At 46.4% G+C, this 14,365-nt stretch carries 13 protein-coding genes; 10 read left to right on the top strand and 3 right to left on the bottom strand.

Features of this window, described 5'->3' with window-relative positions:
* The first annotated feature begins 13 nt into the window (after positions 1-13).
* From qhpG to A3IE_RS21810, 7 genes are read left to right on the top strand one after another with little or no spacing between them, the layout of a single operon-like run.
* The gene (gene qhpG / locus A3IE_RS0102105; protein ID WP_020393926.1) at positions 14-1,369 is read left to right on the top strand and encodes a flavin-dependent monooxygenase QhpG; all 1,356 of its coding nucleotides are present in this window, start codon (positions 14-16) and stop codon (positions 1,367-1,369) included.
* Between the two features lie 24 nt (positions 1,370-1,393).
* The gene (gene peaA, locus A3IE_RS0102110) at positions 1,394-2,944 is read left to right on the top strand and encodes a quinohemoprotein amine dehydrogenase subunit alpha (protein ID WP_020393927.1); all 1,551 of its coding nucleotides are present in this window, start codon (positions 1,394-1,396) and stop codon (positions 2,942-2,944) included.
* A gap of 9 nt (positions 2,945-2,953) precedes the next feature.
* Positions 2,954-4,387, top strand: a complete 1,434-nt coding sequence (gene peaB, locus A3IE_RS0102115) for a quinohemoprotein amine dehydrogenase maturation protein (RefSeq protein ID WP_020393928.1) — start codon at positions 2,954-2,956, stop codon at positions 4,385-4,387.
* Positions 4,384-4,716, top strand: a complete 333-nt coding sequence (qhpC, locus tag A3IE_RS0102120; RefSeq protein WP_020393929.1) for a quinohemoprotein amine dehydrogenase subunit gamma — start codon at positions 4,384-4,386, stop codon at positions 4,714-4,716. Before peaB ends, qhpC begins: the two co-directional genes overlap by 4 nt.
* A gap of 2 nt (positions 4,717-4,718) precedes the next feature.
* On the top strand, positions 4,719-5,819 hold the full coding sequence (gene peaD, locus A3IE_RS0102125; protein ID WP_020393930.1) for a quinohemoprotein amine dehydrogenase subunit beta: 1,101 nt from the start codon (positions 4,719-4,721) through the stop codon (positions 5,817-5,819).
* 9 nt (positions 5,820-5,828) lie between these two features.
* Positions 5,829-7,505, top strand: coding sequence for an ABC transporter ATP-binding protein (locus tag A3IE_RS19670; protein WP_157832820.1), 1,677 nt, complete (start codon positions 5,829-5,831; stop codon positions 7,503-7,505).
* Positions 7,502-8,083 carry a S8/S53 family peptidase gene (locus tag A3IE_RS21810; protein WP_157832821.1) on the top strand — a complete coding sequence of 194 codons (582 nt, stop codon included), beginning with the start codon at positions 7,502-7,504 and terminating at the stop codon, positions 8,081-8,083. The genes A3IE_RS19670 and A3IE_RS21810 overlap by 4 nt, the downstream gene beginning before the upstream one ends.
* Positions 8,084-8,166: 83 nt before the next feature.
* Here the strand turns inward: A3IE_RS21810 and A3IE_RS0102140 are convergent, their stop codons facing one another.
* The 3 genes from A3IE_RS0102140 to A3IE_RS0102150 form a co-directional block, all read right to left on the bottom strand.
* Positions 8,167-9,636: an ATP-binding protein gene (locus tag A3IE_RS0102140; protein ID WP_020393933.1), complete on the bottom strand. Its 1,470-nt coding sequence runs from the start codon at positions 9,634-9,636 to the stop codon at positions 8,167-8,169.
* Positions 9,637-9,664: 28 nt separating this feature from the next.
* The gene (locus A3IE_RS0102145; RefSeq protein WP_020393934.1) at positions 9,665-10,360 is read right to left on the bottom strand and encodes a response regulator transcription factor; all 696 of its coding nucleotides are present in this window, start codon (positions 10,358-10,360) and stop codon (positions 9,665-9,667) included.
* 200 nt (positions 10,361-10,560) lie between these two features.
* A complete protein-coding gene (locus A3IE_RS0102150) occupies positions 10,561-10,866 on the bottom strand; it encodes a hypothetical protein (RefSeq protein WP_157832822.1) in 306 nt (101 codons plus the stop codon).
* A 624-nt stretch (positions 10,867-11,490) separates the two neighbouring features.
* On the opposite strand from A3IE_RS0102150, the gene glyA reads away from it, so the two are divergent.
* The 3 genes from glyA to ribD are packed head-to-tail and all read left to right on the top strand — an operon-like array spanning position 11,491 to position 14,362.
* Positions 11,491-12,744, top strand: a complete 1,254-nt coding sequence (gene glyA, locus A3IE_RS0102160; protein WP_020393937.1) for a serine hydroxymethyltransferase — start codon at positions 11,491-11,493, stop codon at positions 12,742-12,744.
* A gap of 3 nt (positions 12,745-12,747) precedes the next feature.
* Positions 12,748-13,251, top strand: a complete 504-nt coding sequence (gene nrdR, locus A3IE_RS0102165) for a transcriptional regulator NrdR (RefSeq protein ID WP_020393938.1) — start codon at positions 12,748-12,750, stop codon at positions 13,249-13,251.
* Entirely contained in the window at positions 13,241-14,362 is a 1,122-nt protein-coding gene (ribD, locus tag A3IE_RS0102170; RefSeq protein WP_020393939.1) for a bifunctional diaminohydroxyphosphoribosylaminopyrimidine deaminase/5-amino-6-(5-phosphoribosylamino)uracil reductase RibD, read from the top strand. The genes nrdR and ribD overlap by 11 nt, the downstream gene beginning before the upstream one ends.
* The last annotated feature ends 3 nt before the right edge of the window (positions 14,363-14,365 follow it).

Genomic DNA, 14,365 nt, shown 5'->3' on the forward strand with positions numbered 1-14,365 from the left:
GAAACTGCGAGGTATGAAGACGGTACTTACTGCAAAGAAACCTAAGCAATTCGATGTGATTATTGCGGGTGGCGGGCCTGCTGGAGTGTTATGCGCCTGTGAATTGTATGCATTAGGTTATCGGGTAGGTCTTGTTGATGCGGGAGAAGTGTCAGCGCGTTTAGAAGGCTTAGCGCCGCGTGCGGTACAATTGTTGCAGCGCAAAGGTTTAGAATCCGCTTTACAAGCCGTGAGTGATTATCAAGCAAGGCAAGTGAGCTGGGGCAGCTTAAGGGATTCTGCTAATGGTGAGCATTTAGTCGATCGGCCTCAGTTTGATGCCTTATTACGCCGTAGCGCTGAACAGCGTGGCATTATAGGGATTAAGCAACGGATAGTCAGATTCCAACCAAATGATCAACACGTACACGTTCATGTAGCGCAGGGTGAGCCTTTATTAGCACGGTTTGTCGTAGATGCTCGCGGGCGCCGTGCGAATCGCATGGAACATGCTAAACGTGCGCCGAAGAATGTAGCGCTTGCCGCGTGGCTGCAAGTCGCTGAATGGCCCGTGGGTACTCAGATTATTGCTTTAGAGCAGGGATGGTTGTGGAGTGCCAAAGCAGCATCTAAGCGTGATGTTTGGGTGCAGTTATTGGTGGATGCACATACGTTGCCTGCTCAAGACCAGCTTGCAAAAACTATTGAAACAGCGTGGCAGCAGGCTTTTGGTATGAAAGCCCAAGTGCTTAGCAAACCGGTAGTGCGAGGTGCAGATTTTCGTTTGCATCAAACTTGGCATTTGGCTGAGCACATTTTGCCGATTGGGGATGCTGCTTGTGCTTTTGATCCTTTGTCTGGACATGGCATGTTTTGGGCATTTTCTTCAGCTTTGAGTGCCGTCGCTGTGGTGAATACGGTATTACACGATCCTAGCTTAGAGCGAACAGCCTTATGCGCGCAATTTTATCGTCAGCGTCAAACCGAGACGTTTTGGCGGCAAGCACGTGTAGGGCGTGATTTTTATCAGGCTTCAGGACAGCAGCATAAGTTTTGGCAACAACGTGCTAGCTGGCCGGATCAACAGCCAATAGATTTCACTTCGGTCAGTAAGCCCATTATTTTTACCGGCCCTGCCATTCGCGCTAATCAGATTGAAGCAACCCGTTTACTACAAGTACCTGATGAAGTAAGCCCAGTAGCTTGGTTTGGTGAGTTACGTTTGGTAGATACCTTAGAAGCTTGTTGGAATTGGAAAAAGCAGGGGCAGGTTTTAGATTTTGAAAGCTTTGAACGCTTGTGTAAGCCACAAGTGAGTCAAGCTGTATTGATGCGATGTTGGCAATGGCTACATCGGCATCATTTGCTGGATCGACCGATTCACGCATAAGTCAGTAAAAAAGTGGAGGAGAGAATGAAACTACGATATAGCTGGGTAGCGTTAGGCTTATTGCTAACGTCAAGCCATCTTGCAATAGCGGCAGCACCGGATGGTGCTAAGCTGATAGAAAATAATTGTGCAGCGTGTCATAAGCAGCCTGATGGTACTTATTCGCGTATCTCGGGGCAGCGCAAAACGCCCGAAGCTTGGCAAATGACCATTCAACGCATGCGTAGGCAAAATGGCTTAGAGCTTGATGCCAATACGCAACGCCTGATTGTTCAATATTTATCAGATACTCAAGGTCTTGCACCCTCTGAAACCAAGGATTTACGTTATGCCCTCGATCGTGATCCAGCGGCGCAAGAGGTTAAGTTTAATAATCAATTTGTGGAAATGTGTGGTCGGTGTCATACCGCCGCCCGAGTCGCTTTACAACGCCGTACTAAAGATGAGTGGCGCACCCATATTGATTTCCATGTTGGACAATTTCCTACCATTGAATATCAGTCGCTAGGCCGCGATCGGGATTGGTACAAAATCGCGGTTGAAACCATGGTGCCGTTGTTGGCTGAACAATATCCTTTAGAAACTGAGGCTTGGACTCAATGGAAAGCAGCGAATAAACCTGATCCAGTCGGTTCATGGGTGGTTTCGAGCAGTATTGCAGGGGTTGGACCTGTATTTGGCGTAATGACAGCGAGTCCAAAAGAGGGGGTGTTGCACTTAGAGGGTAATCTACAAAGCCTAGATGGCAAAACCTATCCTCTTAAAGGTACGGTAAATATTTATACCGGTTATGAATGGCGCGCTTCGGTGAGTTTGGGTGAGCAAGCTTATCGGCAAATTCTGGCGCTATCAGAAGATGGTAAAAACCTTGAAGGGCGTCATTTTGCTAAAGGGCAGGATAATTTAAGCACCGTCTTTAAGGCCGCTAAGCAAGGGACGGGAACACAAATCTTAGCGGTTTATCCTGAAAATCTAAAAGCAGGTAAGGAGCAGGAGGTCGTGGTGATTGGTGCGGGCATTGATCAAATTACCACCTCATCTGCTAAGGCGATTGAGCCACTCAGCAAAATGGAGTTTGGTGCAAAAGTGAAGGTGGCTAGCCAAGCAGTCGGCGCCTCAGTGGATTTAACAGTGGGGGAGTCTGTTGCTAAGTTACCTGTGTATGACAAAGTCGATCGCTTAAGCATTGAGCCACCTTATGCGGTGGCACGGGTCGGTGGAAATGGTAGCTCAACGCCCCCTGCAAATGTTTGGTTTCAGGCAGTGGCTTGGTTGAATGGGGCTGATGGTAAGCCGAATACCGAGGATGATATACGCATTGGCAAAGTTAATCCGACTTGGCAGCTCAAACCGTTTAATGAGGAGGCGGAAAAGCTTAAGGATGCTGAGTTTGTCGGTAAAATGGATGAGAAAATGGGCTTGTTCGCGACAGCAGAGGCCGGACCTAACCCAGAGCGGGTTTACTCCACCAATAATGCAGGCAATATGAAGGTGCTTGCCGATTACGAGGGTGCGACCGGTGAAGCGCAGATGATTGTCACGGTGCAACGTTGGATTGATCCACCTTTACGTTAGGAGTAGGCCATGACTTTGTATTATCAAGCGCAAAATTTGCATCAGCTCGAACAGGATGGCAGGCATCTTTTATTTCATGTGCCAACCACTTCCTTATTTGAAATCGATGCAATAGATCATGAAGTGCTAGGCTTTTTGCAACAAAAACGCCAAGTGCGTGCTGCCGATTTGGAGGCAGAGTTTAGTACACGCATTACCCCTGACGCTATGCTGGAACGCTTACAAGGCTATCGTGATTTGGAGATTTTGGATAGCTTACAACGCTTACCCGAGCGCAAACAGCCCATAGAAATCAAGCAGTTCCCCCTGACAACCATTGTTTTGAATGTGAACACGGGCTGCAACCTTGCTTGTAAGTACTGCTATAAGGAAGACCTGACGACGCCTTCTAAAGGCAATAAGATGGCGTTTGAGACGGCGGTTAATGCCTTGGAATTATTGCTGCGCGAAAGCCCTGACCGTAAACAATACAACATTGTGTTTTTCGGCGGTGAACCTTTATCGAATATGCCTTTAATTCGGCAAGTGGTCGATTATGCGCAAAAACGTCTAGCAGAAGTCAATGCGGTAGCTGATTTTAGTTTGACTACTAATGCTACTTTACTGACTGAAGACTTGATTAGCTGGTTTGACGCGCATCGTTTTGGTCTAACCGTATCTATGGATGGGCCACAAGCACTGCATGACAAGAATCGTCTTACCGTAGGCGGCAAAGGGAGTTATGAAACCGTTGTCGCTAAAGTACGTTTATTGTTGAGTCGCTATCGTTCGCGTCCAGTGGGTGGGCGGGTGACCTTGACGGCAGGCGTCACGGATGTGATGACTATCTGGGATCATTTGAAAAATGATTTAGGTTTTCAAGAAGTTGGCTTTTCGCCAGTAACCTCTGGCGCTATTGAGCAACACAATATTGGCTCAGAGGAAATGCAGCAGGTGTTCGCCAATATGAAGCACTTAGGGGAGCACTATGTCACAGAGGCCATCGCGGGCCGAAACAATGGCTTCTCCAATATGCATCAGATGATGACGGATTTATGGGAAGGCCGTTCGAAGGCGCTGCCTTGTGGCGCGGGTTTGGGTATGTTGGCCGTGGATTATCAGGGCGGTTTAAATCTCTGTCACCGTTTTACCGGTTCGGATATGGAAACCTTCGGCACGGTCGAAACGGGTATCAAGAAACAAGCCCTGAGCCAGTTTATTGAGACGCGTGCAGAGCGTTCTGGGAAGGGTTGTGAAACCTGTCGCATCCGTAATCTTTGCGCGGGTGGCTGTTATCACGAGTCTTATGTGCATTTCTCTGACCCTATGATGCCGACCTATCACTATTGTGAATTAATGCGGGACTGGATTGACTTCGGTATTGGTGCGTATGCGCGTATTCTGAAACACAACCCCCGTTTTTTCCATGAACATATTGCGCCACGCAGGAGCTTTGGAAAATGAAACACATGAAACCTTTAAACCAAAAAGCCGATTTATTATTGAAAGCTCAAGAAGCAGGGCAAGTGGATGATGTTGTTGCCATGCAAGCAGGGGTAGCGGGTTGTACGGCTACATTTGATCCGGGCTGGGAAGTTGATCCATTCGGTGGTGTGGCAGCACTCTGCCAACCGATGGAGGCTGATTTATATGGATGTTCCGATCCTTGCTGGTGGCCAGCCCAAGTGCCTGACACCATGACCAGCCATAATCAATGGGGTGATAAAGCTCCCAATGCTACTAAGGATTGGCGCTCGCTCGGTACGATTTTTCCAGACAATGAGGACTTATAACTATGAGCATCAACTATTGGATGAGTCGGCTTGGCTTGGGTCTTTTATTACTACTCGGAGTGCAACAATCAGTCTTAGCAAAAGACTTTATTGTCACGATGAGTAAGCCTAATAATCTGTATTTAATTGATGCCGATACTAAGGCTATCGTGAAGGAGTGTAAGTTAGAAGGCATTATGAATCCGGGGATTTTGGTCATGTCACCGGATAATAAAATCGTCTATATCCTCAGTGGCTATTGGGAAAATGTGTATGGGGTGGAGGTCGACACCTGCAATATAGTGTTCTCCGCCATTCAATCGGGTGATGGAGTTCGTGCTAAAACCATTGGCTCGCTGGCGGTTTCCAAAGATGGCAAGGAACTTTACACCATCCAGAATCGTACTAAATTGCATCGTGACCATTTTGAAGTGTTGGAGCCGCAACTTACGGTCTATGACACAGCGGCTGGTCTAAAGGCCAAGCCATTGCGTACCTTTCCCGCCCCCCGCCGCATTACTGTAATGGCAACGGGTGAAAATGGAAAAGTCTATGCCTCGGGACATGAGTTATTTGAAGTGGATCCACAAACCGGCAAGTTTAGTGTGAAAATTGCCAATGCCTCTTGGGATCGCCCCACTTATTCGCGCCCTGATGTGTTAGCGTTCTGGCCGATTGGTTCACAGAATAATGAGTTTATGCTGCTTTATACTGCCATGGAGTTTAAAGATACCAGCAAGAAAGAAGTCAGTAAGGCAGTCTGGGGCTATGAAACAGTCAATCTGAAAACAGGTGAAACCGCGATTGATGATTTTGCGCCTTTGGAAGTCATTATGTTTAGTGGGGTACGTAGCCCCCAACATCCCGATAAATTGTTCGGGGTTTATACCCAATTATCGAAGCATGATTTGGCGACTGATAAATTGATCAAACGCGTCGAATTACCGCATACCTATTACTGCATTAATGTTTCCACGGACGGCAAGTTTATCTATGTGGGCGGCACGGCTGACGATATTGGCATCTATGATGCAGAATCACTGGAGCGTGTGGGGGAGATTCGCCTACCATCCGGTGGCGATATGGGCGTCTCAACTTTGCATGTCTTTTCGCGTCCTAGCTAAATCTTGATCTTGCGTTCACTCTTAGATGGCACGGGGCGGGTCTTATTTGGCGCTCAATCAGCCGAATGGATTACGCCCCTATTGCAACCTTATTACCGGCCAGTCTTAGCACTGGCCGCCTTCACCCTACTATCCTCCATCAGCGGATTATTAGCACCTTATTTAACCAAGCTGGTGATTGATCAGGCGCTGCTAAAGCAAGATTTTTCAGCGCTCGTGCAGTATAGCATCGCCTTATTTATTATCGGCCTCATCGCTTTAATGAGCGGTATTTTTAATAACTATCAGCATTTGCGCTTCTCATTACGCATGTTAAATGGCGTGCGTGCGGCATTGTTTCAGTCCGTTTTACAATTATCACCCCGTCAACATGCCAAGCTCCGCACAGGTGAAGTGATGAGCCGTTTAGATGGCGATGCGGCAGAATTGCAAAAATTTGCTTTTGATACACTGTTAGCGGGCGGTAGTGCTATCGTGAGGCTAGTTGGCAGTATTGCGTTTATGCTTTGGCTGAATTGGCAACTAACATTATTAGTCATTGCACTCGCTCCTGCCGAATTATTCTTTTTAGTGAAGGTGCGTGCGGGTACACAAGCCCGAGCTACCGAAGTACGTGAGCAACGCGGGCGCTTAGCGGCTTTCTTAAATGAATCCGTTGCCGCTGTGCCTTGGCTACAGGCTTTATCCGCCCAAAAGGTGCGTACCCAACAGATGCTAGGAGTGCAAGAGCAGGTTGCCAAAGCTTTGCTAGCCCAGCAATTATGGAATGAAACCGTCAATCTCTTTCCTGCTTTAGCCAGTGCTTTCGGGCGTCTAGCGATTTTATTGGTCGGTGGTTATTGGGTGATTCAGGGCACTATGCCTCTCGGGAGCCTGATTGCTTTTTTATCCTATCTTGGGTTTCTGCTAGGGCCTATGCGTACTCTATTGGGTATTTATCACGCGCAAGCCCGTGTAAAAGCGGCGGTAGCGCGCCTCGATGGCCTGATGTTAACTAAATCCGATATTCCAGACCGAGCAGATGGCTTAAGCTTGCAGCATACAGTAGGGGATTTAGTTGCAGAGCAGGTGAGTGTTCACATTCAACAAAAGCCCGTATTAAGTCAATACAGTGTGAGGCTTGCAGCGGCTAGCAAAGTCTTGGTGCGAGGTGCATCAGGTACAGGTAAATCCACTTTATGTGCCTTATGGGCAGGCTTTTTAAAACCTGAGTCAGGGCATATTTATTATCAGGGTAGCGATATTCATCAAGTACGCTTAGTAGATTTACGCCGTGCTATTGTCTGGTTACCCCAAAATGCTTTTTTATTTCATGGTAGCGTGCGTGAGAATTTTAGCTTGGTTAACCCTTCAGTAAGCGACGAAGCGATTTGGCAGGTATTGAGCTATGTGCGTTTAGCAGATTGGGTGCTTGAGTTAGGTGGATTAGATGCGTCTTTAGGTGAGCGTGGCTTAAATATTTCCGGTGGGCAGCGTCAGCGTTTAGCGATTGCACGCGCCTTATTATTACCGTTTCAGGTCATTATTCTGGATGAGTCACTCTCGGAAGTAGACAGTATCACCGCGCAGCAAGTAGTCGCCAATATAGACCAGCATTTTCCGCACACGACCCGTATTTTTGTAGCACATGGTGACGAAGCAATTTTTAGTCCTTATGATCAACGCATTGAGTTAGGGGGAGTATGATAAGGATTGTTCTGTTGGATGGCCCTTTAGAACCCAGTTTAACGACACCAGCGGCACAGCATGCGAGAGCGGTCGCTGCTGCCATTCATGTCTTTTGTCCTCAAGCCGACATTCTCCCTTTTCCTGTCTTTAGTGGGTCACTAAGCACTAATCGTCAACGTGTTATAGAGCAGCTTGAGGTAGCCTTGCTCGTTGATGGGACGATACTGCATTGTAGTTTCGGTTTTCCTACACCTGATGCTGCAACGGAGCAGGTTTTTGCTTTAGCTTGTCAGCAGTTTCGCTTCGTGGTTGCCTCAGCGCCAGCACGTGGTAAGGCCGTTTATCCGGCTGGTTATAAAGGCGTTATCAAGGCATCTGGTGATGCGCGCTGTGCCGAGGGCGAATATTCATGGCTGGGTACAGAAATGGTCGATTTTGCGGCCTCACCTTGGCCGGTCGGTGGCGGTAATGGTGGTGCTAGTATTGCAGCAGGGCGCGTGACGGGAGTATTGGCACGTGCTTGTTTGGAGGGAAACGCTAGCCGAGAGCAATTAATAGCGCGCGCGAATTATTGGGGAATAGAAAATAAGAGTTAACCTAGTCAGTGAGCGCTATATTCAAGCTTTGACTAAACAGATGCAAAAGCCCACGCCAGTTGTGGCGCAGGCTCAATGCTTTTTTAAGCAGGCAGGTATAAACGGACGCGTGCACCTACATAAGGTGAAACCAAGAGTTCAATTTTTCCACCTACAGCGGCCACAATTTCAGTACTGACGGCTAAGCCAATCCCTTGACCCTCGGTTTTACTGTCCTCGCGGATACCACGTTTTAGCAGTTTGGCCGGATTTTCGCTGGGGAAACCCATGCCATCGTCGTCAATATCAATCACGACCATGTCATTATCGCGATGTGAGGAAACCTCCACCAAGCGATCGCAAAAACGGCAAGCATTGTTGATCAAATTACCAAATAGCTCCATTAAATCTTCCGAATCTAAGCGACACTTCGCGTACTCATCCACATTGATACGAATTTCAAAATCTTTATCACGATGAACTTTGCGCATTGTGGTCGCTAAACGCGTTAAAATTGGGCGAATGGGTTGCGCCATAATAATAGCATTTTCGCTAGTGACCATGGCTTTACGTAATTGACGTGAAATGATTTCATGCATGTGTTCCATTTCAGTCGCAATGCCCGCTAAGCCCGGATGGTCTGGCGCTAAATCTTTGAAGCTATCGCCTTCTAAGTGTGATTGAATAGCAGCTAAAGGTGTTTTCAGACTATGCGCTAAATCGTCTAAAGAATCTTTATAACGTTGCTTTTGGCCTTTTTCATAACCAATCAGCGCATTAATTGTGTTTTTGATTGGAACTAATTCTTCAGGATATTCCTGTTGAATCGCTTCTTTTTCACCTAGCTCGATACTACGCACTTCCTCTTCAAATTCGCGAATCGGTGCAACAACCCAGAAACTGGATGCCAATTGAGCGATTAAGATCAAGATCACCGAAGCAAAAAATAAAATAGAGAAGATCATGACTAAATCGTCGATTTCTTTATCCACATTTGACATGGATTCCGCGACGATAAATAAATAATGACGCGCTTGGCTCGTTTGCGAATCAGCATTTTCCCTAAACATAAACTTTTGTGCTGCCACCATATATTGTTCCGGCTTAAAAGTGGGGTCAATGACGCCAAATTCGGGAACGGAGTACAGTTTTTTCGCCGCAGGGCTTACATTACCGATATCAGGATCAGTAAATAGTTTAGGGAAATTAAAATAGGCGAAGAAGGTAGATACTTGCTTTTGGTCAACGCCATCATTGTCCAAAGAGCTCCAAACGACGCTATTAGTTTCGCTATTCCAAATATAGGCAAAGCGCCGTTTTTCATCCTCTTCAAGTTTATTGATGCTGATAAAGTTCTTGGCTGCATCCAGCGTTCGCTCTGGAATTAAAAAGCGGCCATGATCAAACTCGATAAAACCTAATAAATCGGTGGCTGTGCGTTCGAGTTCTTCTTTAATCGCATCCGTTTTACGTTGATAAATACTGATACTGAGTAAAATACCCAGTATCAGAATACCAATAACAATAATCGTAAAGCCGCTAACCAATTGGCGGCTACGCAGAGAACCCATCATGAGTGAAAGCCAGTTAAAATTTTATCAATTAAGCACTGTTATTAGCGCGTTGGCAATCTAAGGTAAAGCGATAACCCCGCCCACGTAGTGTTTCAATGGGATTGATGGTTTCATCTGGGTCAAGCTTTTGGCGTAGACGACGGATAAACACCTCAATAACATTGCTATCGCGATCCGCATCTTCCTCATACAAACTATTGGTTAAGTGTGTTTTGGAGATTACTTGTCCGGCATGAAGCATCAAGTGCTCTAAGACGCGATATTCATACGCAGTCAGCGTAATTTCGTTTTCATGGATATAAACACGCTGTTCTGACAAGTTCAGACGGATAGGCGGACAATTTAGTTCCGCTTGTGTCCAACCTTTTGTGCGGCGTAACAACGCACGCAAACGTGTCGCTAATTCTTCAGCATGGATAGGTTTAACTAAATAATCGTCAGCCCCAGCCTCTAATACTTTGACCTTGGTTTCCCAACGATCACGCACGGTGAGAGTGACAATCGGGTATTCCAAACCCTTAGCGCGCACATTCCTTATGATTTCTAATCCTGTGACATGGGGTAAACCCAAATCGATGACAGCAATGTCAATAGGATATTCAGTGGCAATATAAAGCCCTTGTGCCCCATCGCTGGCTACATCTACGGTAAAACCGCTTTTTTTCAAATCGCTAGCCAATTGTTCGCGAATGGGTGCTTTGTCTTCAACAACAAGTACACGCATAGAAGTCCATCATTAGTGTTAATTATTAAAAGTCTAGAGTGTTAGCGATAAGCTTTACGCCCTGAATCTGCTTATCTAATAAGCATCATACCGCGAACCTTAACAAGATGACACCAGTTATCTGAATAATTTGTACAAAAAAATACCCAGCTTAGTGTTCTGGGTATTGTTTTTCGCAGCCAACTTTAGTATTAGCTGCCTCAGCTAGTACAAGCGACGTGAATAATACGGAATTCCCCATCCTTACCCATAAGTTTTACAATATGACAGTCATCGCCACGCGTTTTATCCTCCATGATAGATAAAATCCGCCCCGGATAGAGTTGCTTGACGTGCGCCATAATAGTCGATTTGCGTAATGGGCTACTCGGATTTTCCCGTGTCATACTGACTTTGTACGGTACCGAAGACCCATCACCTGCAGCCAATGCTTGGCTAGTGCTTACACTAAAAACGGCACTTACGACTAGTATAGCAAAACGCCCTACGGTGTGTGTTGTAGCCATATTTTTTCCCCCTAATTTGAAAAGAACTTTTGCTGTGTGATGAAATAAATGAGCTACCTGCATGCCCATACAGGTGGCTGGCGGGAATTATAAATTGCTTTTTATGAATAAAAAATTAATGAATGCTGAAGGCTTGCTGTATGAGCTTGTGCTAGTTAATCTGACATTTATATGAATTTCGTTACTAGAAAGTTCACTAGGATGAGGTTTAAGATCAGCAAGGCTATACAGGCCAGCCTTAGCTAGGGCGCGATCTGTGGCAGTCTAGTGAGAAAAAGTTCCATAAATTTTATGAATGAGTTAGGATTAAGAAATGCCTTATCTCAATAAATAAAAATCTTAATTTCGCTAAATAATTTTTATAGTTGATAAATGTAACCTTAGTAACTTTACCTACTTTTAAAGACCTAAGACGTATACTTAAAGCATTTTACGAGCTGGACAGACTGCTTGACGCAGGATCTGACTAACTGCTGGTGGGATTTGGGGAGTGCTTTATCATCCTCTCGCTTATTTTATCTGTCTGTATGGCAAAACTTGCCAATTTTTGTGCCTAGCGGTCTATGGGTTTATTGTTATGATACGCGTTTAAATATATTCGACTTGTCAGGAGCGCTAAGCAGCATGTTCGCAAAAACAATGACGATTCAAGGCTATGATGATCAATTGTGGCAGGCCATGGTGGCGGAAGAACGTCGCCAAGAAGAGCACATTGAGCTAATTGCATCGGAAAACTATGCCAGCCCACGGGTGCTGGAGGCACAAGGTTCAGGGCTTACCAATAAATATGCGGAAGGTTATCCTGAGAAGCGCTATTACGGCGGTTGCGAATATGTGGATGTGGCAGAACAACTAGCGATTGACCGTGCCAAGGCTTTATTCGGTGCCGCTTATGCCAATGTCCAGCCTCACTCAGGCTCACAGGCGAATGCGGCCGTTTATATGGCGCTATTGAATCCGGGTGACACCGTGTTGGGTATGAGCTTGGCGCATGGTGGTCATTTGACACATGGGGCAAAAGTCAATTTCTCGGGCAAAATCTATAACGCTGTGCAATACGGCATCAATAGTGAAGGCTATATTGAATACGATGAAGTTGAGCGTTTAGCACTAGAGCACAAGCCTAAAATGATCGTGGCTGGTTTTTCAGCCTATTCACGTCAGATTGATTGGCAGAAATTCCGTGACATCGCGGATAAAGTTGGCGCTTATTTTATGGTGGATATGGCACATGTGGCCGGCTTGGTAGCGGCAGGTGTTTATCCGAGCCCTGTGAATATTGCGGATGTGACTACTTCAACGACGCACAAAACCTTACGCGGCCCACGAGGCGGTTTGATTCTAGCGAAGTCTAATCCTGATTTGGAAAAGAAATTCAATTCTTTGGTTTTTCCCGGTATCCAAGGGGGCCCTTTAATGCATGTTATTGCTGCCAAAGCGGTGGCATTTAAAGAAGCTTTGGAGCCTGATTTTACCGCCTACCAACAGCAAGTCGTACGCAATGCCAAGGTGTTGGCTGAAACACTGATGGCACGTGGCTATAACATAGTTTCAGGCGGTACCGATAACCATTTAATGTTGGTAGATTTGATTGCCAAAGGTTTGACGGGCAAAGCAGCCGATGCGGCCTTAGGAAAAGCCAATATTACGGTGAATAAAAACAGTGTGCCGAATGACCCGCAATCTCCTTTTGTGACCAGTGGTATTCGCGTGGGTACACCAGCGATTACGACCCGTGGCTTTAAAGAAGCGGAATGTCGCGAATTGGGTGGGTGGATTGCGGATGTGTTAGATCATATGGATGATGAGTCGGTCATCGCGGCAGTGAAGCAGAAAGTCCTTGCTATTTGCCAACGTTTCCCTGTGTACCAAGCTTAAGCGATGCGTTGTCCTTTTTGCGGTGCGGATGATACGCGCGTCGTCGATTCGCGGCTGGCGAATGAAGGGGATCAAGTGCGGCGGCGTAGACGTTGTAGCGCTTGTAATGAACGCTTCACGACGCATGAACTAGCGGAATTGACGATGCCGCGCGTGATTAAATCGAATGCAGCGCGTGAGCCGTTTCACGATGAAAAGTTGCGGGCTGGTATTATGCGTGCTTTGGAAAAGCGCCCGATTACGATTGATCAAGCCGAAGCAGCGATTAGCCGCATCCGCAAAAAGGTCTTAGTGGGCGGGGAGCGTGAAATTTCCTCTGCCCAGATTGGTGAATTGGTCTTAGATGAATTACGCAATTTAGATGAAGTTGCGTATATTCGCTTTGCCTCAGTCTATCAGCGCTTTAATGGAGTGGCTGAGTTTCGGCGCATGATTGACCAGATGGAAAATCATCCCTTGAAAAAGTCAACGCATTCACTGGCTGATTTAGATTCAGATGAGTACTGAAATTTTTTCACCGGCTGATTATGGTTTCATGGCACGAGCCTTGCAGTTGGCGCAGCGTGGCCTCTATACGACGCATCCAAATCCGCGTGTTGGTTGCGTCATTCTAAAAGATGGCAAGATTATTGGTGAGGGTTGGCATGAGCGGGCAGGGCAGCCACATGCTGAAGTGTATGCGCTGCGCCAAGCGGGTGCGGAAGCACGTGATGCCGACGTGTATGTCACCTTAGAACCTTGTTCGCATTTTGGACTTACCCCACCTTGCGCCGATGCCTTAATTCAAGTAGGTGTGAAGCGCGTTATCGCCGCTTGCTTAGATCCTAATCCTTTAGTCGCTGGGCGTGGCTTGGCACGCTTGCAACAAGCGGGTATTCAAACCCAAGCAGGTTTATTAGCTAATGAAGCACGTGCTTTAAATATAGGCTTTATTAAACGCATGGAGCAGCAAAAGCCATTCGTGCGTTTGAAAATGGCAATGAGTTTAGATGGTCGTACCGCGATGGCATCCGGTGAAAGCACGTGGATTACTGCTGAGGTTGCACGGCGTGATGTACAGTTTTGGCGTGCACAGGCGAGTGCAATACTCACGGGTATTGGTACTATTTTATATGATGACCCTGCTTTAAACGTACGTTTAAGTGCAAAAGACTTACAGATTCAAGGCGAGGTGCGCCAGCCTGTACGAGTGATTTTGGATTCGCAATTACGCACTCCTCCGCAAGCTAAGATTCTAAAAATTGAAGGTGAAACACGTATTTATACCTTGAATGCGAATGCTGAACAGAAGCAAAGCTTGGAGCAAGCAGGGGCAAACGTTATTGTGTTGCAGGGTGGCAGTTTAGATTTACCGCAGGTGCTAAACCACTTAGCGAAAGAAGGTTTACATGAAATTCACGTGGAGTGTGGTGCAAGCTTAGCTGGAGCTTTATTGAAGCAGGGTCTAGTGGATGAGTTACTGATTTATATGGCTCCGCATATTATGGGTTCTGATGCACATGCTTTATTCAATTTACCTCTTACACAGATGCAAGATCGGGTTAATTTAGAGATTAAAGATCTACGTGCTGTTGGCAAAGATTGGCGTATTCAAGCACAGGTGCATTATAAGGATTAAGAA

This window comes from Thiolinea disciformis DSM 14473, from assembly GCF_000371925.1.
Lineage (GTDB): Bacteria > Pseudomonadota > Gammaproteobacteria > Thiotrichales > Thiotrichaceae > Thiolinea > Thiolinea disciformis.

Excerpts from the sequence above, each read along its gene's own strand:
- qhpG (WP_020393926.1), top strand. The coding sequence starts at position 14 with ATGAAGACGGTACTTACTGCAAAGAAACCTAAGCAATTCGATGTGATT.
- peaA (WP_020393927.1), top strand. The coding sequence starts at position 1,394 with ATGAAACTACGATATAGCTGGGTAGCGTTAGGCTTATTGCTAACGTCA.
- peaB (WP_020393928.1), top strand. The coding sequence starts at position 2,954 with ATGACTTTGTATTATCAAGCGCAAAATTTGCATCAGCTCGAACAGGAT.
- qhpC (WP_020393929.1), top strand. The coding sequence starts at position 4,384 with ATGAAACACATGAAACCTTTAAACCAAAAAGCCGATTTATTATTGAAA.
- peaD (WP_020393930.1), top strand. The coding sequence starts at position 4,719 with ATGAGCATCAACTATTGGATGAGTCGGCTTGGCTTGGGTCTTTTATTA.
- A3IE_RS21810 (WP_157832821.1), top strand. The coding sequence starts at position 7,502 with ATGATAAGGATTGTTCTGTTGGATGGCCCTTTAGAACCCAGTTTAACG.
- A3IE_RS0102140 (WP_020393933.1), bottom strand. The coding sequence starts at position 9,636 with ATGATGGGTTCTCTGCGTAGCCGCCAATTGGTTAGCGGCTTTACGATT.
- A3IE_RS0102145 (WP_020393934.1), bottom strand. The coding sequence starts at position 10,360 with ATGCGTGTACTTGTTGTTGAAGACAAAGCACCCATTCGCGAACAATTG.
- A3IE_RS0102150 (WP_157832822.1), bottom strand. The coding sequence starts at position 10,866 with ATGGCTACAACACACACCGTAGGGCGTTTTGCTATACTAGTCGTAAGT.
- glyA (WP_020393937.1), top strand. The coding sequence starts at position 11,491 with ATGTTCGCAAAAACAATGACGATTCAAGGCTATGATGATCAATTGTGG.
- nrdR (WP_020393938.1), top strand. The coding sequence starts at position 12,748 with ATGCGTTGTCCTTTTTGCGGTGCGGATGATACGCGCGTCGTCGATTCG.
- ribD (WP_020393939.1), top strand. The coding sequence starts at position 13,241 with ATGAGTACTGAAATTTTTTCACCGGCTGATTATGGTTTCATGGCACGA.